The following is a 22,730-nucleotide window of genomic DNA, read 5'->3' as shown; positions in this document are numbered from 1 at the left end:
AGAAAACGCTAAAATATGATTATTCAGGAATGAAAAGAACGAAGGAGCGTAAACATGGCAGCGAGAAAGATCATTCCGATACGTGTGCCGACTCCGTTTGCAGTCGGCGACGTTATCGTTTATTTAGTAAAAGATGAAGCCTTAACCCTTATTGATTGCGGCCCGAATACAAAGGAAGCGGCTGAATCGCTCTCATTGCAGCTTAAGGAACACAGGGTTTCTGCGGCGGATATAGAACAGGTGGTGCTCACTCATCATCACGCAGATCATTCAGGTCTGCTGCACCTTTTTTCCGAGGATACGGAAGTAATAGGGCATCCGCTGAATGACAGGTACATTACTCAGGATCAGTCGTATATCGCCCGGCAGGAGGACTTTTTCCTGTCGCTTATGACTGAAATGGACGTTCCCCTGACGCCTGAAGACATACATAAAACAGTTAAGCTGTCATACTTATTTTCTGCAAACCGTCCGTTAACGAAAACAGTGGGAGAAGGCGGAAAAATTGACGGGCTTAACGGCTGGACGGTGCTCGAAATCCCGGGCCATGCCGCTTCTCACATTGCGCTCTACCATGAAAAAAGCGGTGAAATGTTCAGCGGCGATCTGCTTTTGTCCAACAGCTCCACCAATCCGATTCTGGAAGCTCCGGAAAAGGGGGGCGTGCGCGCGGCCCCGATGCTCGACTACTTGAACTCAATGAAGCGGCTGTATGACTTAAACCCGTCCTTATTATATCCGGGACACGGCGATCTGTTGACAGACGTAAAGCCTGCTTTTGACAGGCGGCTTGAAAAACAGAGAAACCGGTCGGAATATGTGCTGCGCCTGTTGTCAGAGGATACGCTGACGGCTTTCCAGGTATGCCGGCGGCTGTTTCCGGCTGTGTATGAAAATGAAATGTTTTTAACGATGTCAGAAACGATCGGCCATCTTGACGTGCTGGCCGCCGAAGGGAAGGCTGTATCCTTTCAGTCGGGGAACACTCTGATGTTTAAAGCTGTGAAGGGGTGAAGGAAATGGGCAGATTAACGGATAAGCGGATTTGGATCACCGGAGCATCCGGCGGACTCGGAGAACGGCTTGCATATTCCTGCGCGGCAGAAGGAGCTCATGTTTTTTTATCCGCGAGGCGGGAGGACCGCTTGCAGGAAGTGAAAAAGACGATTACCGCGCGCGGCGGGCAGTGTGATGTCATTCCGTTTGACGTCCGGCATGCAGAAGAGGCTGAAAACGTAAGGCGTTTGATCGGTCATGTTGACGTATTAATCAACAACGCCGGCTTCGGCATTTTTGAAACGGCCGCTGATTCATCTTTGGATGATATGAAGGCAATGTTTGAAGTCAACGTCTTCGGATTAATCGCCTGTACGAAGGCCTGTCTTCCTGTGATGCTTCATGCGAAAAGCGGCCATATTATCAATATCGCCTCACAGGCCGGCAAATTGGCGACGCCGAAATCAAGCCTTTATTCCGCTACGAAACACGCCGTTTTAGGGTATTCCAATGCGCTGCGGCTTGAGCTGGCCGGTACGGGTGTAGCTGTGACAACGGTTAATCCCGGTCCGATCAAAACAGACTTCTTTACAATTGCAGATAAAGAGGGCGGTTATGTGAAAAGCGTCGGCAGATGGATGCTTGATGCCGACCATGTGGCAGAGCGCATTACATCCGTGATTCTGACGGATAAACGGGAAATGAATCTTCCGCGATGGATGAGCCTCGGGACGAAGCTGTATCAGCTTTTCCCATCGTTTACAGAAAAACTGGCCGGCCGCGCATTAAAGAAAAAGTAACAAGGGGGAAAAAGGAATGTCCGACCGGGATATACACAAGGCATTGATGGCAGAGCCTTTCGTCAGGCAAATGGCGGAGGCGCGTGAAGTATTTTGGATCAACCCGCATAAAACCGATGATCCAGTAAAACATGGTGCTGAATGGAAACAGGAGATTGCCGAAGCGGAAGAAAGGCTGCGCCGGTTTGCGCCTTATATCGCGTCGGCTTTTCCGGAGACGGAAGCGGAGGGAGGCCTCATTGAATCTCCGCTTGTCTTGGTCAATGAAATGAAGAAGCATCTGGAACACAGCGCCGCTCAGGCTTTCCCCGGGCGTCTGCTTTTGAAATGCGACGACGAACTTCCGATTTCCGGTTCCATTAAAGCGCGCGGCGGGATTTACGAAGTGCTGAAGCATGCCGAAGATCTCGCGGTAAAAGCGGGAATGCTCTCAGCAGACGACGATTACAGCATATTGACTGAAGAACGGTTTACCGCTTTTTTCTCAAAATACTCTATAGCCGTCGGCTCTACGGGCAATTTAGGTCTGAGTATCGGCATAATCGGCGCGAAGCTCGGCTTTTGTGTGACCGTTCATATGTCCAGTGACGCAAAGCAGTGGAAAAAGGAGCTGCTCCGGGAAAAGGGGGTTCGCGTCATCGAATATGAAGCAGACTACAGTCTGGCTGTCAAAGAGGGGCGCATGCAGGCGAAGCAGGACCCTTATTGTTATTTTATTGATGATGAGCATTCCCGGGATCTGTTTTTGGGGTATGCCGTTGCGGGAAGCCGTGTGAAAAAGCAGCTCGATCAAATGAACATAAAGCCTGATGCAGATGAACCGCTTTTCGTTTATTTGCCGTGCGGGGTCGGAGGAGGCCCGGGCGGCGTCGCGCTTGCGCTAAAGCTGATCTATGGCGAGCATGTCCATATTTTTTTCGGTGAGCCGACGCATTCACCGTGTATGCTGTTAGGACTGTTTTCCGGCTTGCATGACGGAATCAGCGTGCAGGATATCGGTCTTGATAATCAAACGGCCGCCGACGGACTTGCGGTGGGAAGGCCGTCCGGACTGGCCGGCCCTCTGATGGAGCCTATACTCAGCGGCTGTTATACCGCCGATGACGGCACGCTTTTTTCGCTGCTTTATCAATTAAGGGCGGCCGAGAATAAGAGCCTTGAACCCTCTGCACTCGCCGGTATGGCCGGAGCCGTCAAGTTTGTTCAGGCCGAAGCCGGAAACCGTTATATAAAAGAACGGGGGCTTGAGATGGAAAATGCCGTGCACCTTGTGTGGAGCACCGGCGGAAGCATGGTTCCGGAGGAGGAAATGGAAGAGTACAGCCGGGTCGGTTCCTCATTTGTGAAAAAAATGGGCAGACAGTGAAGCGGTTTTCCGTTACAATCTTTGTAAGCGTTTGTTTTTTTATCGGAAAGCCATACAGAGAGATTGGTGTGAATTGTGAAAAGTAAAGAATTGAACTTACATACATTGTATACGCAGCACAGCCGCGAGTCGTGGGCCGGATTCGGCGGCCATCTTTCCATTGCCGTTTCAGAGGAAGAAGCCAAGGCCGTAGAGGGGCTGAATGACTACCTGTCGGTGGAAGAAGTAGAAACGATTTACATTCCGCTTGTGCGCCTGCTCCATCTTCATGTCACGTCTGCCGCAAGACGGAATCAGCATGTCAATGTGTTTCTGAAGCATCCGCATTCAGCGAAAATCCCGTTTATCATCGGAATCGCGGGCAGCGTCGCCGTCGGCAAAAGCACGACGGCGAGAATTTTGCAAAAGCTTCTTTCCCGTCTGCCGGACAGGCCGAAGGTGAGCCTGGTGACAACCGACGGTTTCTTGTATCCGACGGCGGAATTAAAAAGAAAAAACCTTCTGTCCAGAAAGGGATTCCCGGAAAGCTACGACGTGAAAGCGCTGCTTGAATTTCTGAACGATATAAAGTCAGGGAAAGAGAGAGTGGAGGCGCCCGTATACTCCCATCTTACGTATGACAGGGAAGAGGGCGCCGTCGAGGTTGTCGAAGGTGCGGATATCGTTATTATCGAAGGAATCAATGTCCTGCAGTCGCCGACATTAGAGGACGACAGGGAAGATCCGCGGATTTTTGTATCGGATTTCTTTGATTTTTCGATCTATGTGGATGCCGAAGAAAGCCGGATTTTCACGTGGTATTTGGAGCGTTTCCGCCTCTTAAGAGAAACCGCTTTTCAGGATCCGGCTTCTTATTTTCATAAATTTAAGGATTTGTCTGATGCAGAAGCGGATACCATGGCCGCCTCCATTTGGGAGAGCGTCAACCGTCCGAATCTGTATGAAAATATCCTGCCGACAAAATTCAGATCGGATTTGATTTTGAGAAAAGGTGACGGCCATAAAGTTGAAGAGGTGCTGGTAAGGCGGGTGTGATGTGAGGAGGAAGCGAATATTATGATACATCATATTGAGTTGTATGTATCTGACTTGAAAGCCTCCGCCCGGTTTTGGGGATGGTTTTTAGGTGAGCTCGGTTATAGGGAATTTCAAAATTGGGACTCCGGCATCAGCTGGAAAAACGCAGGATTTTATGTTGTGCTTGTACAGACAGAGGAGCGTTTTTTAACACCGGAGTACCACAGATGCCGGGTCGGGCTGAACCATCTGGCTTTTCATGCTGCATCAAGAGAGCAGGTTGACGAGATGACAGAAAAGCTGATTGCCAGAGGATGCCCCGTGCTTTACAGGGACCGCCATCCATATGCAGGCGGAAGCGCGCATTACGCCGTATACACGGAGGACCCGGATCGGATAAAAGTGGAGCTCGTTGCTCCTGCTTCTGAATGAACTATAACTTTTCGTTTTTTTCTTCGCGCAGCGCGTCGAGTTTCTTTTCGATTCTGTCCAATTGTATGCGGCGCTTGTTCAAGCTTCTGAATACGTATATCACGGCAAACAGGAAAACCGCGGCTGCAATAAATGAAATCAATTGAAAAATGACATCACCGATGTTCATCTTTTTTACCTCCGTGTGCGGCGGGCTTCTTCAGCCCGCCGTTTTTTCATTTTGACCGATGTGAAGACATGGGGGATGAATCATTTCTCTCCTAGCTTTGTGTTTTTCTGAGAATGATTAGTTTCTGCATGTGGCTTATGACCACTTTTGCGGCCGCATATCCCGGAATGGCCAGCAGCATCCCGGCAATTCCTGAGAATTTGCCGGCGGCAAGCAGAAGAAAAATAATGGTCAGCGGGTGAATGTCCAGCTTCCGTCCCATAATTTGCGGGGAAATCAGCTGGCTTTCAAGCTGCTGGACAATGACGACGACCGTAATCACCAGCACCGCCTCGGTCGGTGAATCGAACAATCCGACAATGACTCCGGGAAATGTGCCGATCCAAGGCCCGATAAACGGAATCAGGTTTGTCACCATGGCGAACGCGCCCAGAACGAGCGGATAATCGAGCCCGATTATAAAATAGCCGATTGTGACGAGTACGCCGACACAAAAACTGACGAGCAGCTGTCCTTGTATGTATGAACTGAGAGCTTCATCCATGTCCCGAAGGATTTGTTTTCCTTCTTTTTGATGTTTTTCCGGAAGAAGCCGCAGCAGTCGCCGGGGGGCTTTGTGTCCTTCTTTTAACATGTAATACAGCGCAAACGGAATAATGGCGGCGGTGATGGCGGCATTGGCAGCCGTACCGGCCAGGCTGCTGAGAGAATCAGCGATTGAACCGGAATAATTTGCGGCTTTGTCTGCTAATTTTTTAAAGGAATCCCCATGCTGAAGCCGGGAGAACCATTTGCTGTCCTGAAGATGCCCGATCCAATTTTCAGCTTTTGCGGAAAGCTCCGGAATATGATCTGTGAAGGCTGTAAACTGTTTTTGAACGGCAGGGCCCGCCGTATAAAGGAAGAGGACAAAAAGGCCGGCTGTTCCCGCATAAATCGCTAAAATCGCGATTCCTTCGGGCAGCTTTAATTTCGCATGCAGCACTCTGACGAGCGGGCGGCACAAATAGTAAAGGACGCCCGATAATACAATAGGCGGAAACAAGGTTTTAACCGTAATCACAACAGGCTGGAACAAAAAGTCTATTAATGTTCCGAGATAAATGATGAGAAATAACAGAAGAACGGCATAGCCGATCCTGAAATAAGGCCCGACAGGCATATCCTGCACCACGCAATCTTTAAGGGTTTACTCTCGGACGTTTCCCTTATCGCCCGGTGCATAAACGTCCGTGTCAGGAAAACTGCCCCTGATTGGTGACGTAATCGTAGATAATATCTTCTACATGGGCATGGAGATCCTCATCGGGTTCTTCATTCCTTCTTTCTTCTAAAGCTTTTTTTAAACTCTGTTTTTCATAGGGGCTCAGCGGATCTGTCGACACATTCCGTCCATACTGGCGGAGGGCTTGTCCCAGCATTTTTTCTATAAATTGATCCATCATATATTCTCCTATTCTTGTCATTCATCTTTATTCTACTAAATATCATGTGATCCTCCCACTCTTCTATCATATTTTCTGTCAGGCCGGGGTAGGATTTTTATTCCAATTCAGCTGAGAGAATACGATGAAACGGCAGCGTTAACGCATCTTCATCGTTTATGATTTTTAAACGTTTTTCGTCATGCATCACTTGTTTTACCCAGCCCCAAAAGCGGCGGGGGCCGTGTGCGGAAGCGTAGGTGACCGAAATGGCCCTGTCTTCTTTAATTGACGCCGCAATGATGCGGTTCATGTCGTTCAGTTGCTCTTCGCTCAGTTCCGGAGGCCGGAATTCCCGTTCTTTTCGTTTTTTCGCAAGCAGCTGCTCCCGATGTTCGGGCAGCATCATCCGGCTTGATTCCCACATGACATTATACCCGGGTGTTAATTTGTTCGGATTCATGTATATCACCTCAAATTATTTGTAATGCCCGCCGATTTTTTCAGCCCGGTGAAAGGCTTGGCCGGCCTCTGTCAGTGAAGCGGCATGGAGGAGCGACGCAGGGCCGTACCGCTCATGAATATCATCCAATACTTTGCCGAGACTGATCTTTTTTTCCTGGGCATCGAACAGGCTCAGCTGAACATAATCACAAGGCTCCAGCTGGGAAAGGGAGACGCCGGCGCTGCGGACGGGCTCACCGTTCCAATGCTCTTTGAAGAGCTTGACCGCCGATTTGAAAATATCCATTCCGAAATTAGTCGGAGACACCAGCTTTCTCTGTCTGTGAAAACCTGAAGGAAATTCAAAATCAGCGCCTCTGATGCTGACCGAAACCGTATGGCCGATGTATTGTTTGAAACGGGCGCGGCGGGCCACTTCTTCGCTTAACTCCAGCAGCACGACTTTGATATCCTCAAAGCGGCTGTAGTCTCTCGGGAGGGTCATGTTATGGCCGATCGCTTTTTGCCGGCTGTGCGTGTTGACGGTGACCGGAGAGGGATCGATGCCGCGGGCTGTCCGCTGAAGCAATTCGCCGTTAATGCCCCAGCGTTTTTTCAGCAGTTCGGCTGGGTGCCCGGCAAGCCCGCCGATTGTGCTGATGCCCATCCGTCTTAAATGATGCTCCATCCGTTTTCCGATGCCGAATAATTTTCCGACCGGCAGCGGCCACAGATCCTGCCTGATATTTGACATATCCAATCTGTGGATGCCGGATGCGTTTTTTTTGGCAAAATGGTCGCAAGCCATTTTCGCGAGCGCCTTATTCGGCCCGATGCCGACACGGGCATAAATTCCGAATTCACGCATAATCGCTTGCTGAATGCTTTTGGCAATTGTAAAAGGATCACCGAACAGCCGCCTGCTTCCGGTCACGTCGAGAAACTGCTCATCGATGGAGTAGGGTTCTACAAGATCGGTATACCGTTCAAACAGTTCGGTAATCATGACGGATACATCAATATACCGCTGCATCCGCGGACGGACAATAACGGCGTCGGGACATTTGGCCTGCGCTTCCCACAGCCGTTCGGCATTTTTTACGCCGTATCGTTTGGCGAGCGGACAAGCCGCAAGCACGACGCCGCTGCGTCTTTCGGGATCTCCCGAGACAATCACGGGCCGGCTTTTGAGATGAGGCGCTTCCGCTTTTTCCACAGACGCATAAAACGATTGCATATCAACAAGAAGAATATCAGCCATAAAAAAACCTCCGGGAACGTTTGTTCTGTTTTTCATTGTACCCGAACAATGATCACGTTTATACTGGTAAATCATTCCCCGGCTGGAAGGCATGCTGATTCGTTTGCTTGAAAAGAAATCATTTACAATTGCAAACAACCCACATATAATTTTTTATATTCCAATGAGAAGAGCTGACATTCATTTTGCCGGACGAAAAGGAGAGTCAATCGATAATGGATATTCGAACAATTACCTCTGAAGACTATGAAATGGTTACGTCTGTTTTGAATGAATGGTGGGGCGGCAGGCAGATGAAAGACAAACTGCCGCGCTTGTTTTTTGAACATTTTCAGGACACAAGCTTTATCACGTACGGGCCGGAGGGAATGACCGGTTTTTTAATCGGTTTTCAGTCACAAACAGACCCTGAGACAGCCTACATTCATTTTTCCGGTGTGCATCCGGATTTCAGAAAAATGCAAATTGGAAAACAGCTCTACGACCGATTTATGGAGACGGTGAAGAAAAGGGGCTGCACAAAAGTCAATTGCGTGACGGCGCCTGTCAATAAAGTATCAATCGCTTATCATACAAAATTAGGCTTTGAAGTTGAAAAAGGAACCAAAACCGTAAACGGAATCCCTGTTTTTGCGAATTATGACGGTCCGGGAGAAGACCGGATTCTGTTTGTGAAATATATGTAGAGGGGGATGAATATGGGTTTTTTAGCTGACACGCCCAAACCGCCCTATTATGCGGTCATTTTTTCATCAATAAAGGGAAAATATGATGAGGAATATGAACATACGGCAGAGCGCATGATGAATTTGGCAGGCGGACAGCCGGGCTTTTTAGGCGCGGAAAGCGTTCGGGAGGAAAACGGCTGCGGCATCACGGTTTCCTACTGGGACAGCCTGGAAGCGATTAAAAGGTGGAAAGACCATACGGACCATCAGGCGGCAAAACAAAAAGGAAAAAGCGCCTGGTATGAAGCGTACGCGGTCCGCATTACGAAGACGGAGTCACAGCGGATGTTTGCGTCAAAAGGGGCGGAAGATTGATTACATTTTTACAGCATACACAAGAACAGACCGCGCGGGAAATTGCGGCGGTTCAGCGCTGCTCTTATCAAAAAGAAGCCGAGCTGATCGGCTTTTTCGGCATTCCCGCCCTGCATGAAACACCCGATGATATACAGCGGTCACGGGAGACGTTTGCCGGTTTCAAGGAAAAAGATCAGCTTGCAGGCGTCATTTCGTATGAAAAAAAGGGATATGACCTTGTCATATGCAGGCTGACGGTGCACCCGTCCGCCTTTCGGAAAGGAATCGGACGGGCGCTTCTTCAATTTGTGATAGACGAGAACCGGGACGCTCAAAAAATAGAGGCGGCTACCGCCAGCCAAAACGTTCCGGCAGTCTCTCTCTATTTAAAAACCGGGTTCACGGAAGCCGGACAGATTGAGACGCCGGAAGGGCTGACCCTCTCGTTTTTTCATCTTTATCCGAAGAGGAAAGCGGAAGTTGTTCCGTACAAGCCGGAATGGAAAGAAATGTTTGAAAGAGAGAAGGCGGACTTGATCCGAATCTTCGGCCCAGCACTTCATTCTGTCAGCCACATCGGCAGCACCTCCATCCCGCAGATGGCCGCCAAACCCGTCATCGATATACTGGCGGAGGTCAAAGATATTTTGGATGCCGACCGATTCAGTCCGCAGCTGGAAGCACTCGGCTATGAGGCGAAAGGGGAAAACGGGATAGAGGGCCGGCGTTTCTTTCAAAAAGGCGGCAGCAAGCGCACGCACCACGTTCACATATACGAAACAGGCCATCCGGACGTGAAGCGTCATCTGCTGTTCCGGGATTACCTCACTGCAAAGCCTGAAAAAGCGGCTCAATACATGGAACTGAAACGGCACCTCGCTGAGACATACCCATACGATATGGCAAAGTATAGTGAAGGGAAAAATGACTGGATCAAGGCGGCTGAACAAGAGGCAAAGGACTGGGAGAGCGGGCTGCTGTAAAGAAAGCAGAAACAATGCATACAGCGGCTCGGTATGCTACAATGGCGAAAATGAAAAACGGAGGATCATCTATGCAAATACATGTGACGGATGCGGCGAAACACACACTTCAGCAGGCGATGGACGCCAACCCGGGGAAAAAAGCGCAGCTCCGCTATGACGCAGAAGGCTGCGGGTGCGCGGTGAGCGGCGTGCCGGCCATCTGGCTGGCGGACGAATTAACGGGACAATGCGAAGCCATTGAAACCAACGGACTTCCGCTTTACATCCAGACCTCACAAAAAGTGTTTTTTGACGAGGAAATGACAATCGATTACAATGAAAAGGCAAAAACGCTCGTCTTAAAAAGCCCGGCAGAGATGCTGAGCCCGAGAATGAGCATATTAGTAAAGCAGGGAGAAACGGAAAGTGAATCAAAAGCTGAAAGCCATTAAACAGACGGCACAGCATAAAACGTGGGTATCCTTTCTGAACAACAACCACCCGTACAGTCTGCTGCACTGGTCCATCGGAGGCGCTGAATCCGTTCAGAAGGATGTCTGGCTGCTTCAGGATGAGATGACCTTCAAAGCGCAGGAGTTTACGACAATCGACCTCGCCATTGACTGGATCGGAGAAAATATGGACGGGATTACCGACGTTTTATGACGGGAAAGCGAAAGAACCAGCATACGTTCTTTCGCTTTTTTACGTTTGCGTCATGGTATCTAAAAAGGTTTGAACGGCTTTGCGGTAGCTCTCCGGATTTTTGGTGTACGACATGGCATGCCCGCCCGATTCGGCCAGATAGAGCATCTTAGGGCCGCGTTTTCTGCGGTGCAGCAATTCGGAAGAAGCGGGAGGTATATAATCATCTTCCTTACTGTGAATAAACAGCACGGGCTGCCGGATGCGGCTGATAACCGATAGAGGAGATACATCACGGATACGGTATCCTTCTCTCATCCGCAAAAAGAAATCAGCCAAAGGCAGAAGCGGCCACGGAGGCAGCCGGAACTCCCGCTTCAGCCTGTAGGCGAGCTGATCGCGAAAGCTTGCGAACGGACAGTCCGCAATATAAAAATCAGCGCCGTTTTCATCCTGATGCCCGCCCGCGTATAATAAGGCCGTCACCGCTCCCATCGATTCCCCGTGGATGCCGATTTGACCGCCGTCTCCGGTTTTGTGTCTCACCCAATTCACGGCTTCTTCCAAATCATCTTTTTCAAAATAGCCGTAGCTCGTCGTTCTGCCGCCGCTTTTTCCGTGCCCGCGGTGGTCATATACGAGCACATTCCAGCCTAAATCTAAAAATAAATCCATGTATTTCAATGAATTGAACGAATTTACGGTAACGCCGTGACAAATAATCATGGTGTTTGCCGTATGATGCGGGGCGACGTAAAAGCCTTTGATCTCATACCCGTGGCGTGACAGGATGACGGCCTCTTCTTTTTCCATGGCCTGAAAGGAATCAAATCTATCATACCCGTCCGCCGTTTCTTTTTTCATGATATCTTCATCCGTCTTTTTCTTCATAAACATAATCAGATTCGTAAAAGCGAATCCGGCAGCCAAAAAGACTGCGCAAGCCGAACCGAACACCGCCAGCCATTTTTTCACACAGGCACCCTCCTTTAATATGAAAAATCCTTCCTCCGGCTTTTTGGGACCGTGAACGTTGCGGGCCTCCGGCGCTCCGTGGTACACTTGCTTCACCATATTCAGATACGGGGGGCGTAATGATGAAAAAGCAGCTGCCTAAAGAAAAACACAGCTTAAAAGACGATCTGGAGGAAGATCTGAAGGCCAGGCTTTTGCAAATGAAAAGTGAGCTGAAGGAAGAAGACGAGAAAAAGCAGGCGCAGCAAAAGGCGGAACAAATCAGAAAACGAAAAGAAAAAGAAAAACATAAAAGCTTTGAAGAGCTGCTGAATGAAAGCAGTCTCGATTGGCACAAATATAAATAAACCGGCATCTGAAAAGGTGCCGGTTTTATTGTTTAAGAACGATGGGCTTCGTATACGTCCCGTTTTGTATGATATTGCAGGGCTTTGATTTCCTGGCTGCTTAAACGCCGGGCCTCTGCAGCCGAACAGTTTTCTCTCAGCTGCTCAAGTGAGCTGGCTCCGGTGATGACAGAAGCGACGGCCGGCTGTGACAGCAAGTATTGAAGAGAAAGCTCCGTCATGCTTAAGTCAGGTGCGGCAGCGCTGATCGCTTTTTTGGTTTCCGCCAGTTCTGCAAAAGAATATGTTAAATAGCCGTTCTCTTTTACGCTTGCAGCCGCTTGATCAAGCGGTTTTTCCGTAAGAAGCCCTTTAGCGACAGGCCCTCTTGCGACTACGCTGATTCCGTTCTCCTCTAAAAGGGGAAGCCACTCCTCGGGGCGCCGGTCCAGCAGGCTGTATTGCATCATAACGCTGGTGATAGTTGATTTTTTTACATATTCTTTAATAACATTCGGACGAATCGAGGAAATGCCGTAATACCGGATGACACCTTCCTGTTTTAAGTCCTCAAATGCTTCGATCGTTTCGTCAATATGGTCTTCCATCGTGCCGCCATGCAGCTGATAAAGGTCGATATAGTCCGTTTTCAGCCGGCGCAGGCTGTTTTTGACCGCTTCTTTTATGTATCCTTTGGAAGCGTCCCAATGCCAGCCGTCTTTATCATCATTCCAGCGGTTTCCGGCTTTCGTGGCTAAAATGATGTCGTGCCTGCGGTTTTTGACGGCCTCCCCGACAATTTCCTCATTTCTGCCGAAATCATAAAGATCAGCGGTATCTAAATAATTGATTCCAAGCTCGATCGCTTCATCCAAAATAGACAGCGCTTTAGCTTTATCCGTACCCAGCGACATACAGCCGAGCCCGATTTCGCTTATTTCTAAATCAGAATGTCCCAGTGTGCGTTTTCTCATCGTTTCGCTCCTTTTTATAGTCTTTTATTGACCGTAATATAAAGGCGCGAAGTTTTCAACTGTTAAGGCCCGGTGATCCAATCTCCGACATAGCGGAATGTCCGTCCGTATTCTTTCAGTTTAGCCCGCACTTCCCACGCCTTTCCGACCAATACGATACTCTTATCCTTCCGGTACACCTTCAATCGAAAAGCACCTCCCTCTCATGCATGTATGATAAAATATATGAGGCATAATAGAGAGACAGAACGGGAGATGACATGATGAAACATTTAGAAGAAAAAACACTTGCGAAAAAAAAGCTGTATGACGGGAAAGTCATAGATCTTTACTTAGAGGATGTAGAGCTCCCGAACGGAAAAACAAGCAAGCGGGAAATCGTCAAACATCCGGGAGCGGTGGCCGTACTTGCGGTGACCGAGGAAGGAAAAATCATTTTGGTGAACCAGTTCAGAAAGCCGCTGGAACGGACAATCGTTGAAATTCCGGCCGGGAAGCTTGAAAAGGGAGAAGAGCCGGAACATACGGCGTTAAGAGAGCTCGAGGAAGAAACGGGATATACGGCGGAAACCTTGACGAAAATCACCGCTTTTTATACATCACCCGGGTTTGCTGATGAAATCGTGCATCTCTTTCTTGCGGAAGGGCTTTCGCCGCTGGAAGAAAAGCGCGAACTGGATGAGGATGAATTTGTCGAAGTCATGCAGGTCACGCTTGAAGAGGCCGTGAAGCTGATTGAATCCCGCAGGGTGTATGACGCAAAAACGGCGTACGCGATTCAGTATCTCCAGCTGAAAGAAGCGCTGAAGGAAAAATGATGAAAACCATCTATGCCGATCTGCATATTCATATCGGCCGCACCTATACGGGAAAACCGGTCAAAATCACCGGGGCCAAAACGTTGACGCTGCATCGGATTTTAGAAGAGGCCAGTGAGGGGAAGGGAATTGAACTATTGGGCATCATCGACTGCCATTCCCCGGAAGTCATAGAAGAAATCGAGCGCGGAATTGATGAAGGCAGATACCGTGAGCTGAAAGAAGGCGGCATCCGGTATCGGAATACGACGCTTCTATTGGGCAGTGAGCTTGAAATCTATGATCACACATGCCGCGGGCCGATTCACGTTCTCGTCTTTATGCCGTCTCTTGCCGAAATGAAGATGTTTTCTGAGTGGCTCGCAAAAAGGCTTAAAAATATCCATCTCAGTTCCCAGCGTATTTATGAAACCGGTTTGAATCTTCAAAGGAAAACAAAGGAATTGGGCGGGCTGTTTATTCCCGCCCATATGTTCACCCCGCATAAAAGCCTGTACGGAAAAGGGGTCATATCTTCTTTGACAGAAGTTTTCGACCCGGCGCTCATTGACGCGGCGGAACTCGGGTTAAGCTGTGACACCGACATGGCTTCGCGGGTAACGGAACTTGATCCGTATACATTTTTAACAAATTCTGATGCGCATTCCTTAGGAAAAATCGGCAGAGAATATAATGAAATGCTTCTTAAAGAAGCGAATTTCACGGAATTTTCGCTGGCTTTAAAAGGGAAGGACGGAAGAAAAATCACGGCGAATTACGGGCTGAACCCGAAGCTCGGGAAGTATTACCGGACGGCTTGCGACCGCTGCGGCGGCCCAGTGGAAAAAGGAGCTTCCGCCTGTCCGGAGTGCGGGGGGAAAACAATGACAAAAGGGGTCAGTGAACGGCTGGAGGAACTGAGCGGACCGAAAAAAAGCCGCGTGCCGCGGCCGCCGTATATTCATCAAATCCCGCTGCAGTTCATTCCGGGGGTCGGGCCGAAAACGTTAGACAAACTGAAGCGGGCTTTCGGGACGGAGATGGCGATTCTTCATCAGGCGCAAGAAGAGGAATTGGCGCGTGTCGTCCAGCCTAAAATAGCGGCTGTCATTCATAAAGCGCGCACCGGGCAGCTCGTCCTTGAGGCCGGGGGCGGAGGGACGTACGGCAGAATCAAGCCGTAAAAGCCGGATTTTAGCGGAGCTCCTCCTGCACCTTCTTTTTCGTGCGGACAAACGCAATCAATTCGATGATTTCATCCTGATTCAGCGGCTGTCCGTCAACGGTCAGTGTGCCGCGGCCTTGTGCGGCGTTTGTTAATTCGATGGTCTGGGTAAACGGCTCCGCCTTTTTTTCAGTGCGCCCCAGTAAATCGTCGCACGTCGTGTCAAACAGATCGGCAAGCGTGCCCAGCGCCTCGAATGACGGACGCCGGTATCCTGATTCATACCCGGCGTACGTGCTTTTGGCGATGCCGAGACGGTCAGCCGTATATTGAAGAGACCAATTTTTCTTTTTTCTCAGTTCAGTTAAACGATCTAAATTCATATTCAAAACCGCTCCTTTTCACTTGAGCAAATTATATCATATCGATATGCAAAAGTGTACGCGAATTGAATAATAATCACTTGATTAATTTCAATCGTCTGTCTATAATTTGATTAAAAGTATGCGAAAAGCGAATGCTTAACACATCTTGAGAAATGGATGAAGAGGTGCAGGGTATGAAAAAATTATTGCTGTTAACAACCGGAGGAACAATCGCCTCAGTCGAAGGAGAAAACGGGCTTGCACCCGGGGTGAAAGCAGACGAATTGTTAACCTACGTATCAAAACTTGATAACGATTACACGATGGAAACCCATTCGTTAATGAACATCGACAGCACAAATATGCAGCCTGAATACTGGGCCGAAATCGCAAATGCTGTCAAAGAAAAATATGACGCATATGACGGGTTCGTCATTACGCACGGTACAGACACAATGGCTTATACATCAGCGGCACTGTCTTATATGCTTCAGCATGCTGATAAACCGATCGTCATTACGGGTTCGCAAATCCCGATTACATTTCAAAAAACCGATGCCAAAAAAAATATCACGGACGCGATCCGCTTCGCATGTGAAGGGGTGGGCGGCGTATACGTCGTATTTGACGGCAGAGTCATTCAAGGCACACGCGCCATTAAATTAAGAACGAAAAGCTATGATGCATTTGAGAGCATTAACTATCCGTATATCGCGTTTATTACCGAAAACGGAATTGAATACAACAAACAAGTGCACATGCCAAAAGACGATGCCTTTACGGTCAATACCTCACTTTGCACGGACGTGTGCCTGCTCAAGCTCCACCCGGGGCTGAAACCGGAAATGTTTGACGCATTAAAGGGCATGTACAAAGGGATCGTCATTGAAAGCTACGGCAGCGGCGGCGTGCCGTTTGAAGGAAGAGACATTCTCGCCAAAGTCAATGAAATGATTGAAAGCGGCATTGTCGTCGTCATTACGACACAATGTCTTGAAGAAGGAGAGGACATGAGCGTCTATGAAGTCGGCCGAAGAGTCAATCAAGATCTCATTATCCGCTCCAGAAATATGAACACGGAAGCCATCGTGCCGAAATTAATGTGGGCGCTCGGCCAGTCTCACAACTTGGCTGAAGTCAAAAACATTATGGAGACACCGATCGCAGACGACGTTGTACTGTAAAAACATGACTACCACAAAGAGAAAGTAGGGTTTTAGCATGACAAACGCGCAAAAAGAATATCGTCAGGAAAAAGATTTCCTCGGAGAAAAACAAATTGAAGCTGATGTGTATTACGGAATACAAACGCTGCGCGCGAAAGAAAACTTTCCGATTACCGGATACCGCATCCACGAAGAAATGATTAATGCGCTCGCCATCGTCAAAAAAGCGGCGGCGCTTGCCAATATGGATGTAAAACGGCTGTATGAAGGAATCGGAAATGCGATTGTCCAGGCCGCAGATGAAATTCTCGAGGGGAAATGGCATGACCAATTCATCGTCGATCCGATCCAAGGGGGAGCCGGAACGTCCATGAACATGAATGCCAACGAAGTAATCGGCAACAGAGCGCTTGAAATCATGGGGCATAAAAAAGGTGAATACATTCACCTCAGCCCGAACACACACGTCAACATGTCACAATCGACGAACGACGTGTTCCCGACGGCAATCCATATTTCCACCTTAAAACTTTTGGATAAGCTCCTTGATACGATGGCGCATATGCTGAGTGTCTTTAAGGATAAAGCGAAACAATTTGATTCTGTCATTAAAATGGGGCGCACACACCTTCAGGACGCTGTGCCGATCCGTCTCGGACAGGAATTTGAAGCATACAGCCGCGTGCTCGAGCGTGACATAAAGCGAATTAAACAATCCCGCCAGCATCTGTATGAAGTCAACATGGGGGCAACGGCCGTAGGTACGGGACTTAACGCCGATCCGCGCTACATAGAACAGGTTGTAAAGCACCTGGCTGACATCAGCGGACTGCCGCTTGTCGGCGCCGGCCATTTGGTTGACGCCACACAAAACACTGATGCGTATACGGAAGTTTCAGCCGCATTGAAAGTATGCATGATGAACATGTCTAAAATCGCCAACGATCTGCGCTTAATGGCTTCAGGTCCGCGCGCGGGACTTGCGGAAATTTCACTGCCCGCCCGTCAGCCGGGATCATCCATTATGCCTGGGAAAGTCAACCCTGTAATGGCAGAGCTGATCAACCAAATCGCCTTTCAGGTCATCGGGAATGACAATACGATCTGCCTCGCTTCAGAAGCGGGCCAGCTGGAGCTTAACGTAATGGAGCCGGTACTCGTATTTAACCTGCTTCAATCCATCAGCATCATGAATAACGGGTTCCGTTCATTCACCGATCATTGTCTGGCGGGAATTGAAGCCAACGAAAAACGTCTGAAGCAATACGTGGAAAAAAGCGTCGGCGTCATTACAGCGGTCAATCCGCACCTCGGGTATGAAGCGGCTGCGCGAATTGCCCGTGAAGCAATCATGACGGGGCAATCTGTAAGAGATCTTTGCCTTCAAAATGATGTACTGACAGAAGAAGAATTGGATATCATTTTGAATCCGTATGAAATGACAAAACCGGGAATTGCCGGAAAAGATCTATTAGAAAAATAAATTTTAAAGCAACAACAGCCGCCTTTTCACGTTTTTTAGTGAATAGGCGGTTGCCATACAAAGGGATGAGGCAGTATAGTATAATTTGTTATATCATTTGATGAAAGCGTTTTAGCTTTTTTCTTCTAGGGGGATTTTCTTGTGAAAGAGGCCAGATTGCCAAATTTATTGGAAATAATTATCTTATTATTCGGGTTTTTAGCACTTGTCTTATCGTTCACAGTGTTTTTAGACCTGCCGATCCAGCTAGCTCTATTAATATCCTGGTTTTTCGCTATTATTCTCGGAGTCAGGCTGGGATATTCATATAAAGACTTGCAGGATTCGATTGTCACCGGGATATCAAACGGTCTTGAAGCGGTATTGATTCTCGTTTCGGTCGGTGCACTCATCGGGACATGGATTGCCGGCGGCGTTGTGCCGACGTTAATTTATTATGGTTTAGAGTTTATTAATCCTCATGTTTTCCTTCTGGCTACACTGGTTATTTGTTCCGTTATGTCCGTTGCGACCGGAACGTCGTGGGGAACCGTGGGAACCGCGGGGATCGCCATGATTGCTATCGGAGAGGGAATGGGTATACCGCTTCCGATCGTAGCGGGAGCCGTTTTGTCCGGCGCTTACTTCGGAGACAAGCTTTCACCGCTGTCTGACAGTACAGTGCTTGCCTCCACGCTTTCTAAGGTGGATGTGCTGTCACACGTCAGAGCGATGATGTATCTGTCAATTCCGTCCTATATTATTACGGCCATTCTATTTACCGTAACGGGATTTATATACGGCGGAAAAAATATTGATCTCGACAAAGTGGAATTTTTAAAATCTTCATTGCAGAAAACGTTTGACATTCATATATGGATGCTCATTCCGGCTGTTGTCGTCGTTGTCCTTCTGATTTTGAAAAAGCCGTCTATGCCCGTTATTATCATCGGTGCTTTGCTTGGCGCAATCTGGGCTTCCGTCTTTCAGGGAATGAATTTTGCCAGTGCCATCGCGACTGCTTATAATGGTTTTTCTATTAAAACGGACGTCGAATTTTTAAACGGCCTGTTAAACCGCGGAGGCATTACCGGTATGCTGGATACGTTAGTCGTTATCCTGTTCGGTCTTGGTTTTGGAGGAATTCTTGAGAAGCTCGGCGTATTAAAAGTGATTGTCTCAACTTTTGAGAAAAAGCTGACCACACCGGGAAATGTAACGCTTTCGACATTGATCGTCGCCCTTTTAGGAAACATTTTCGGCTGTGCGATGTACGTGTCATTGATTCTGACGCCGAAAATCATGGAGAACAGTTATGATAAACTGAAACTTGACAGAAGAGTTTTATCCCGGAACGCAGAGGTGGGCGGCACGCTTACTTCAGGGATGGTGCCGTGGTCTGATAACGGCATCTATATGGCCGGCATTCTCGGCGTATCCACATTTTCTTATCTGCCGTTCATGTGGCTCAGTTTTGTATCTATCGGACTGGCAATATTGTACGGATACACGGGGAAATTCATTTGGTACACGAAAGAAAAATCCTTACAATCTCAAAAATTGGGTTAGGAGGTTCATTTCATGATTACAAAGCATATGATTCGGACGTTAATGATTGAAACGCCGACTGTTCCCGGAAATCTCGGAAAAGTGGCAACCGCCATCGGAGTGATGGGCGGAGATATCGGGGAAGTTGAAACCGTTAAAGTCGGCCCGAACTACACAATGCGCAACATTACGGTGCAGGCTGAAAATGAAGAGCAGCTGCAGGAAATCATTCAAGCCATTGAAGCTCTCGGTGAAGGCATCCGTCTTCATACAGTCTCAGATGAAGTGCTCTCTGCTCATGAAGGCGGCAAAATTCAGATGAAAAGCAAAATACCGATCCGGACATTGGCTGAGCTTGGCCGTGTTTATACGCCGGGTGTCGCCGATGTGTGCAGACTGATTGAAAACGAGCCTGAAAAAGCGTCCATCTATACGACAATCAGCAATTCTGTCGCCATTGTCACCGACGGCACGGCGATTCTCGGCCTCGGCAATATCGGCTCTGTCGCCGGAATGCCCGTAATGGAAGGGAAAGCCGCGCTTTTTGACCAGCTGGCGGGTATCAGCGGAATTCCGATTTTGCTCGATACCTCTGATCCGGAAGAAATCATTCGCACGGTAAAACATATTTCTCCGGGGTTCAGCGGAATTCTGCTTGAAGATATCGGTTCGCCCCACTGCTTTGACATTGAAGACCGCCTGAAAGAAGAACTGGACATTCCGGTTATGCACGATGACCAGCACGGCACGGCGGTCGTCACGCTCGCCGCCGCCATTTCCGCTTGTAAAAGCGCCGGTCTTGATTTAAAAGAAGCGAAGGTCGGTCAGATCGGTCTCGGCGCGGCAGGCGTCGCCATCTGCCGCATGTTTATGGCATACGGAGTCAAAGCGGTCTGCGGAACGGACAAGTCAGAAGACGCAATGAACCGCCTCGCTCAGTACGGAGGTCAGCCGCTTGGAAGCATCAAAGAATTAATGGACACGTGTGACATTGTGATCAGCACCACAGGAGTTCCGGGTCTCATTAAAAAAGAGGATGTCAGAAAAGGACACGTCATTCTGGCTTTATCTAATCCGAAGCCGGAGATTGAACCGGAAGAGGCATTACAAGCCGGAGCCGCTTATGCAGCTGACGGCCGTTCAGTCAATAATGTTCTCGGCTTCCCGGGGATTTTCCGCGGCGCGCTGAACGCCAAAAGCAAGAAAATCGACCATGAAATGCTTGTGGCGGCCGCAGAAGCCATCGCCTCTTGCACAAAACACGGCGATCTCGTGCCTCAGCCTTTGGATGCGGACGTGCATCAGGCCGTATCAGCAGCCGTAGAACGGGCCGCGGCAGGAAAATAAACAACTCTTACAGTACCGGACATGTGCCGGTGCTGTTTTTTTCATGAATAGGAAGCGGAATTCTTAGGCAGGCTAACAGATAGCAAAAGACGGAAAAAAGAGGTGGCAATGTGGATTATTTTCCGCTGATCCATACAAATATTTGGGATGCTGTGATCGGCGTGCCGGTCGTCTTATGCGTTACACAGCTGATCAAAGTGTTCTGCCGGGTTCCGGGCATATTCGTTCCCACGATTGCCCTTGCTGCCGGAAATGTTGTGTCTATCGTTTTCGGTCATCATGAACACGTGTATGCGGGGATTTTTATGGGTTTTTTTTACGGATACGCCGCAATGGGGAGCTATTCATCTGCCAAAACGTCTCTGCGCGCTTACCGGTCGAAACATGAGCCGTATTCATGAACACATCGGGATTTTTTTGTTATGATAAAGAAAAGGGAAAAAGGAGCGATTGGCACATGGCGAAGAGCAAAACGAAAAAAATGCGGGAGCATCTCAAAAGAAACGGGATGCGTGACGCAGTCCTGTCAAGGGGGACGGCGCCGTCTTTCAGCACCCATGAAAGAGTGACGAAAACCAAAAAAGACAGGCTTGAAAGAATAAAGCATAAAAAAAGGAACCCCTATGATCACCGGAGTGATGACGGGGGTTCTTTTTTTATGCCCGAATCTCGCGCCTTTCTATGATTTCTCTGTCATGTTTTCTCTTTTCTTTCATACAATCTACTAAATCAAGTCAATAGATTAGCGGGAGGAAAGCGGTATGAGAAAACAATCGTACAAAGAACTGTTTTTTCGCCATGTAAAGGATCATCTGTCACTTTATATATTTGTGTTTGTCTTGTTTTTGATGGGGGTCATTTTCGGGGCGATCATCGTCAACAGCATGACCATCACGCAGAAAGAAGATCTGTATTACTATTTAAGCAAGTTTTTCGGACAGCTGTCTGACGGAAAACATGCCGGCGCTTCAGAAATGTTTTGGCAGGCCGTCTTTCATGATGTAAAATATTTGGGGCTGATGTGGATTCTCGGTATTTCCGTGATCGGTCTTCCGGTTATTTTCATTATGGTGTTCTTAAAAGGAATCGTCGTCGGCTTCACGGTCGGTTTTTTAGTGAATCAAATGGGGATGAACGGGTTTTTCCTGTCATTTATTTCGGTTCTGCCGCAAAACATCGTTCTCATTCCGGCATACCTTATCATGGGGACATGCTCCATCGCTTTTTCCCTGAAATTGATCCGGCAGCTGTTTGTCAAACGCAGCCTTCATGACGCGCCGATCCAATGGTTCGGACGCTATGCCTTCGTGCTGATTCTCATCGTTTTCTTCTCGGCCATCGCCTCGCTGCTCGAGGCGTACGTGTCTCCGCTGTTTATGGAAAAGCTGTCATCACGCATATTTTAGAATGATTATCACAAAATAATACTTTTATTTATCAGTTTATAATAATTATAGTTGGAACTCTGCGCGTATTTTGTTATAATGAGTCATGGAATGCGGCGTAGGAGGGAAAGACATGGAAAACCGTATTGATCGAATTAAAAAGCAGCTGCACTCGTCAAGCTACAAGCTTACGCCACAGCGGGAAGCAACGGTAAGAGTGCTGCTTGAAAACGAAGAAGACCATTTAAGCGCAGAAGATGTATACCTCCTCGTAAAAGAGAAATCTCCTGAAATTGGTCTCGCTACAGTATACCGTACATTAGAATTATTAACAGAATTAAAAGTCGTTGATAAAATTAACTTCGGGGACGGCGTATCCCGCTACGACCTTCGCAAAGAAGGCGCGGCTCACTTTCATCACCATTTGGTGTGCATGGAGTGCGGAGCCGTCGATGAAATTGAAGAAGATCTGCTTGAAGACGTTGAAGAAGTGATTGAACGTGATTGGAAATTTAAAATTAAAGATCATAGATTGACTTTTCACGGAATCTGCCACCGCTGCCGCGGGGATGAAACAGAGTAAAAGCCTACGAACCTTTTCTGCCAGGAAAGGGTTTTTTGCTGTTTTTATGTATAAAAGCCTTTGAAATTGGCATAAGGTGTACTAACAGCCGCC

Annotated in this window: 30 protein-coding genes; 21 read left to right on the top strand and 9 right to left on the bottom strand. The window is 48.4% G+C overall.

Translation table 11 applies throughout. From position 1 onward, the window contains the following. Positions 1–54: 54 nt before the first annotated feature. The 5 genes from NYE38_RS11590 (at position 55) to NYE38_RS11570 (ending at position 4,611) form a co-directional block, all read left to right on the top strand. The gene (locus NYE38_RS11590; protein WP_017418086.1) at positions 55–1,014 is read left to right on the top strand and encodes an MBL fold metallo-hydrolase; all 960 of its coding nucleotides are present in this window, start codon (positions 55–57) and stop codon (positions 1,012–1,014) included. Between the two features lie 5 nt (positions 1,015–1,019). Further along, positions 1,020–1,796 (top strand): SDR family oxidoreductase, encoded by a 777-nt coding sequence (locus tag NYE38_RS11585; RefSeq protein ID WP_017418085.1) that lies wholly within the window; start codon positions 1,020–1,022, stop codon positions 1,794–1,796. A 16-nt stretch (positions 1,797–1,812) separates the two neighbouring features. Continuing rightward, entirely contained in the window at positions 1,813–3,162 is a 1,350-nt protein-coding gene (gene dsdA / locus NYE38_RS11580) for a D-serine ammonia-lyase (RefSeq protein WP_065180573.1), read from the top strand. Between the two features lie 75 nt (positions 3,163–3,237). Then, entirely contained in the window at positions 3,238–4,197 is a 960-nt protein-coding gene (gene coaA / locus NYE38_RS11575; RefSeq protein WP_003153290.1) for a type I pantothenate kinase, read from the top strand. A 24-nt stretch (positions 4,198–4,221) separates the two neighbouring features. Continuing rightward, positions 4,222–4,611, top strand: coding sequence for a VOC family protein (locus NYE38_RS11570; RefSeq protein WP_117364007.1), 390 nt, complete (start codon positions 4,222–4,224; stop codon positions 4,609–4,611). Position 4,612: 1 nt separating this feature from the next. Here the strand turns inward: NYE38_RS11570 and NYE38_RS11565 are convergent, their stop codons facing one another. The 5 genes from NYE38_RS11565 to NYE38_RS11545 form a co-directional block, all read right to left on the bottom strand. After that, positions 4,613–4,780, bottom strand: coding sequence for a DUF4083 family protein (locus NYE38_RS11565; RefSeq protein WP_123117311.1), 168 nt, complete (start codon positions 4,778–4,780; stop codon positions 4,613–4,615). Positions 4,781–4,871: 91 nt separating this feature from the next. Beyond that, positions 4,872–5,942, bottom strand: a complete 1,071-nt coding sequence (locus NYE38_RS11560; protein ID WP_065180571.1) for an AI-2E family transporter — start codon at positions 5,940–5,942, stop codon at positions 4,872–4,874. 73 nt (positions 5,943–6,015) lie between these two features. Beyond that, positions 6,016–6,222 carry a YqzH family protein gene (locus NYE38_RS11555; protein ID WP_003153294.1) on the bottom strand — a complete coding sequence of 69 codons (207 nt, stop codon included), beginning with the start codon at positions 6,220–6,222 and terminating at the stop codon, positions 6,016–6,018. A 100-nt stretch (positions 6,223–6,322) separates the two neighbouring features. Next, positions 6,323–6,667, bottom strand: a complete 345-nt coding sequence (locus NYE38_RS11550; RefSeq protein ID WP_014418300.1) for a YolD-like family protein — start codon at positions 6,665–6,667, stop codon at positions 6,323–6,325. 15 nt (positions 6,668–6,682) lie between these two features. Beyond that, entirely contained in the window at positions 6,683–7,909 is a 1,227-nt protein-coding gene (locus NYE38_RS11545) for a DNA polymerase IV (RefSeq protein ID WP_065180570.1), read from the bottom strand. 215 nt (positions 7,910–8,124) lie between these two features. On the opposite strand from NYE38_RS11545, the gene NYE38_RS11540 reads away from it, so the two are divergent. From NYE38_RS11540 to NYE38_RS11520, 5 genes are all read left to right on the top strand, one after another. Further along, positions 8,125–8,595 carry a GNAT family N-acetyltransferase gene (locus tag NYE38_RS11540; RefSeq protein ID WP_014418298.1) on the top strand — a complete coding sequence of 157 codons (471 nt, stop codon included), beginning with the start codon at positions 8,125–8,127 and terminating at the stop codon, positions 8,593–8,595. Between the two features lie 12 nt (positions 8,596–8,607). Continuing rightward, on the top strand, positions 8,608–8,952 hold the full coding sequence (locus NYE38_RS11535; protein ID WP_007409393.1) for an antibiotic biosynthesis monooxygenase: 345 nt from the start codon (positions 8,608–8,610) through the stop codon (positions 8,950–8,952). After that, a complete protein-coding gene (locus NYE38_RS11530; protein WP_025649818.1) occupies positions 8,949–9,917 on the top strand; it encodes a GNAT family N-acetyltransferase in 969 nt (322 codons plus the stop codon). Before NYE38_RS11535 ends, NYE38_RS11530 begins: the two co-directional genes overlap by 4 nt. Before the next feature lie 71 nt (positions 9,918–9,988). Beyond that, the gene (locus NYE38_RS11525; RefSeq protein WP_025649817.1) at positions 9,989–10,351 is read left to right on the top strand and encodes an iron-sulfur cluster biosynthesis family protein; all 363 of its coding nucleotides are present in this window, start codon (positions 9,989–9,991) and stop codon (positions 10,349–10,351) included. Continuing rightward, the gene (locus NYE38_RS11520) at positions 10,326–10,565 is read left to right on the top strand and encodes a DUF2552 family protein (protein ID WP_003153307.1); all 240 of its coding nucleotides are present in this window, start codon (positions 10,326–10,328) and stop codon (positions 10,563–10,565) included. Before NYE38_RS11525 ends, NYE38_RS11520 begins: the two co-directional genes overlap by 26 nt. Before the next feature lie 39 nt (positions 10,566–10,604). On the opposite strand, the gene NYE38_RS11515 is transcribed toward NYE38_RS11520, so the two are convergent. Then, a complete protein-coding gene (locus NYE38_RS11515; RefSeq protein WP_017418077.1) occupies positions 10,605–11,519 on the bottom strand; it encodes an alpha/beta hydrolase in 915 nt (304 codons plus the stop codon). Between the two features lie 122 nt (positions 11,520–11,641). Here NYE38_RS11515 and NYE38_RS11510 point away from each other — a divergent pair, with 122 nt between their 5' ends. Continuing rightward, positions 11,642–11,866, top strand: coding sequence for a YqkE family protein (locus NYE38_RS11510; protein ID WP_007409396.1), 225 nt, complete (start codon positions 11,642–11,644; stop codon positions 11,864–11,866). Positions 11,867–11,898: 32 nt separating this feature from the next. Here NYE38_RS11510 and NYE38_RS11505 read toward each other — a convergent pair whose 3' ends face one another. Together NYE38_RS11505 and mciZ are read right to left on the bottom strand one after the other, a co-directional pair. Next, positions 11,899–12,819, bottom strand: a complete 921-nt coding sequence (locus NYE38_RS11505; RefSeq protein WP_025649814.1) for an aldo/keto reductase — start codon at positions 12,817–12,819, stop codon at positions 11,899–11,901. Positions 12,820–12,881: 62 nt separating this feature from the next. Continuing rightward, positions 12,882–13,004, bottom strand: a complete 123-nt coding sequence (gene mciZ, locus NYE38_RS11500) for a Z-ring formation inhibitor MciZ (RefSeq protein WP_003153315.1) — start codon at positions 13,002–13,004, stop codon at positions 12,882–12,884. Positions 13,005–13,082: 78 nt separating this feature from the next. On the opposite strand from mciZ, the gene NYE38_RS11495 reads away from it, so the two are divergent. Together NYE38_RS11495 and NYE38_RS11490 are read left to right on the top strand one after the other, a co-directional pair. Then, positions 13,083–13,637, top strand: coding sequence for an NUDIX hydrolase (locus NYE38_RS11495; RefSeq protein WP_003153317.1), 555 nt, complete (start codon positions 13,083–13,085; stop codon positions 13,635–13,637). Beyond that, positions 13,637–14,800 carry a TIGR00375 family protein gene (locus tag NYE38_RS11490; RefSeq protein WP_017418076.1) on the top strand — a complete coding sequence of 388 codons (1,164 nt, stop codon included), beginning with the start codon at positions 13,637–13,639 and terminating at the stop codon, positions 14,798–14,800. Before NYE38_RS11495 ends, NYE38_RS11490 begins: the two co-directional genes overlap by 1 nt. 10 nt (positions 14,801–14,810) lie before the next feature. Here NYE38_RS11490 and NYE38_RS11485 read toward each other — a convergent pair whose 3' ends face one another. After that, on the bottom strand, positions 14,811–15,164 hold the full coding sequence (locus NYE38_RS11485; protein ID WP_003153320.1) for a helix-turn-helix transcriptional regulator: 354 nt from the start codon (positions 15,162–15,164) through the stop codon (positions 14,811–14,813). A gap of 176 nt (positions 15,165–15,340) precedes the next feature. Here NYE38_RS11485 and NYE38_RS11480 point away from each other — a divergent pair, with 176 nt between their 5' ends. The 8 genes from NYE38_RS11480 to fur all read left to right on the top strand — a co-directional run bounded on the left by NYE38_RS11480 (position 15,341) and on the right by fur (position 22,637). Next, positions 15,341–16,330, top strand: coding sequence for a type I asparaginase (locus tag NYE38_RS11480; RefSeq protein ID WP_003153321.1), 990 nt, complete (start codon positions 15,341–15,343; stop codon positions 16,328–16,330). 37 nt (positions 16,331–16,367) lie between these two features. After that, positions 16,368–17,795, top strand: a complete 1,428-nt coding sequence (gene aspA / locus NYE38_RS11475) for an aspartate ammonia-lyase (protein WP_003153322.1) — start codon at positions 16,368–16,370, stop codon at positions 17,793–17,795. Positions 17,796–17,936: 141 nt separating this feature from the next. Beyond that, entirely contained in the window at positions 17,937–19,343 is a 1,407-nt protein-coding gene (nhaC, locus tag NYE38_RS11470; RefSeq protein WP_021494261.1) for a Na+/H+ antiporter NhaC, read from the top strand. Positions 19,344–19,355: 12 nt separating this feature from the next. Then, the gene (locus tag NYE38_RS11465) at positions 19,356–20,669 is read left to right on the top strand and encodes an NAD-dependent malic enzyme (RefSeq protein ID WP_065180569.1); all 1,314 of its coding nucleotides are present in this window, start codon (positions 19,356–19,358) and stop codon (positions 20,667–20,669) included. 110 nt (positions 20,670–20,779) lie between these two features. Beyond that, positions 20,780–21,070 (top strand): hypothetical protein, encoded by a 291-nt coding sequence (locus NYE38_RS11460; protein ID WP_003153325.1) that lies wholly within the window; start codon positions 20,780–20,782, stop codon positions 21,068–21,070. Positions 21,071–21,126: 56 nt separating this feature from the next. Continuing rightward, a complete protein-coding gene (locus tag NYE38_RS11455; RefSeq protein ID WP_012117898.1) occupies positions 21,127–21,354 on the top strand; it encodes a hypothetical protein in 228 nt (75 codons plus the stop codon). A 76-nt stretch (positions 21,355–21,430) separates the two neighbouring features. Then, the gene (gene spoIIM / locus NYE38_RS11450; RefSeq protein ID WP_065180568.1) at positions 21,431–22,075 is read left to right on the top strand and encodes a stage II sporulation protein M; all 645 of its coding nucleotides are present in this window, start codon (positions 21,431–21,433) and stop codon (positions 22,073–22,075) included. A gap of 112 nt (positions 22,076–22,187) precedes the next feature. Then, complete coding sequence (fur, locus tag NYE38_RS11445) at positions 22,188–22,637, top strand: ferric iron uptake transcriptional regulator (RefSeq protein ID WP_003153330.1); 450 nt, start codon at positions 22,188–22,190, stop codon at positions 22,635–22,637. Positions 22,638–22,730: the final 93 nt, after the last annotated feature.

Origin of the sequence: Bacillus sp. EU63, from assembly GCF_038592915.1 — a bacterium.
GTDB classification, from domain to species: domain Bacteria; phylum Bacillota; class Bacilli; order Bacillales; family Bacillaceae; genus Bacillus; species Bacillus velezensis.
This window is presented reverse-complemented; position numbering and strand designations above follow the sequence as displayed.

Bases quoted from the DNA above. Each gene is read 5' to 3' on its own strand.
- spoIIM (WP_065180568.1), top strand. From the start codon at position 21,431: ATGAGAAAACAATCGTACAAAGAACTGTTTTTTCGCCATGTAAAGGAT.
- NYE38_RS11560 (WP_065180571.1), bottom strand. From the start codon at position 5,942: ATGCCTGTCGGGCCTTATTTCAGGATCGGCTATGCCGTTCTTCTGTTA.
- NYE38_RS11495 (WP_003153317.1), top strand. From the start codon at position 13,083: ATGAAACATTTAGAAGAAAAAACACTTGCGAAAAAAAAGCTGTATGAC.
- NYE38_RS11525 (WP_025649817.1), top strand. From the start codon at position 9,989: ATGCAAATACATGTGACGGATGCGGCGAAACACACACTTCAGCAGGCG.
- dsdA (WP_065180573.1), top strand. From the start codon at position 1,813: ATGTCCGACCGGGATATACACAAGGCATTGATGGCAGAGCCTTTCGTC.
- NYE38_RS11455 (WP_012117898.1), top strand. From the start codon at position 21,127: ATGGCGAAGAGCAAAACGAAAAAAATGCGGGAGCATCTCAAAAGAAAC.
- NYE38_RS11590 (WP_017418086.1), top strand. From the start codon at position 55: ATGGCAGCGAGAAAGATCATTCCGATACGTGTGCCGACTCCGTTTGCA.
- aspA (WP_003153322.1), top strand. From the start codon at position 16,368: ATGACAAACGCGCAAAAAGAATATCGTCAGGAAAAAGATTTCCTCGGA.
- NYE38_RS11485 (WP_003153320.1), bottom strand. From the start codon at position 15,164: ATGAATTTAGATCGTTTAACTGAACTGAGAAAAAAGAAAAATTGGTCT.
- NYE38_RS11565 (WP_123117311.1), bottom strand. From the start codon at position 4,780: ATGAACATCGGTGATGTCATTTTTCAATTGATTTCATTTATTGCAGCC.
- NYE38_RS11490 (WP_017418076.1), top strand. From the start codon at position 13,637: ATGAAAACCATCTATGCCGATCTGCATATTCATATCGGCCGCACCTAT.
- NYE38_RS11585 (WP_017418085.1), top strand. From the start codon at position 1,020: ATGGGCAGATTAACGGATAAGCGGATTTGGATCACCGGAGCATCCGGC.
- NYE38_RS11535 (WP_007409393.1), top strand. From the start codon at position 8,608: ATGGGTTTTTTAGCTGACACGCCCAAACCGCCCTATTATGCGGTCATT.
- NYE38_RS11540 (WP_014418298.1), top strand. From the start codon at position 8,125: ATGGATATTCGAACAATTACCTCTGAAGACTATGAAATGGTTACGTCT.
- NYE38_RS11550 (WP_014418300.1), bottom strand. From the start codon at position 6,667: ATGAATCCGAACAAATTAACACCCGGGTATAATGTCATGTGGGAATCA.
- NYE38_RS11465 (WP_065180569.1), top strand. From the start codon at position 19,356: ATGATTACAAAGCATATGATTCGGACGTTAATGATTGAAACGCCGACT.
- NYE38_RS11510 (WP_007409396.1), top strand. From the start codon at position 11,642: ATGAAAAAGCAGCTGCCTAAAGAAAAACACAGCTTAAAAGACGATCTG.
- NYE38_RS11555 (WP_003153294.1), bottom strand. From the start codon at position 6,222: ATGGATCAATTTATAGAAAAAATGCTGGGACAAGCCCTCCGCCAGTAT.
- fur (WP_003153330.1), top strand. From the start codon at position 22,188: ATGGAAAACCGTATTGATCGAATTAAAAAGCAGCTGCACTCGTCAAGC.
- NYE38_RS11480 (WP_003153321.1), top strand. From the start codon at position 15,341: ATGAAAAAATTATTGCTGTTAACAACCGGAGGAACAATCGCCTCAGTC.
- NYE38_RS11505 (WP_025649814.1), bottom strand. From the start codon at position 12,819: ATGAGAAAACGCACACTGGGACATTCTGATTTAGAAATAAGCGAAATC.
- NYE38_RS11545 (WP_065180570.1), bottom strand. From the start codon at position 7,909: ATGGCTGATATTCTTCTTGTTGATATGCAATCGTTTTATGCGTCTGTG.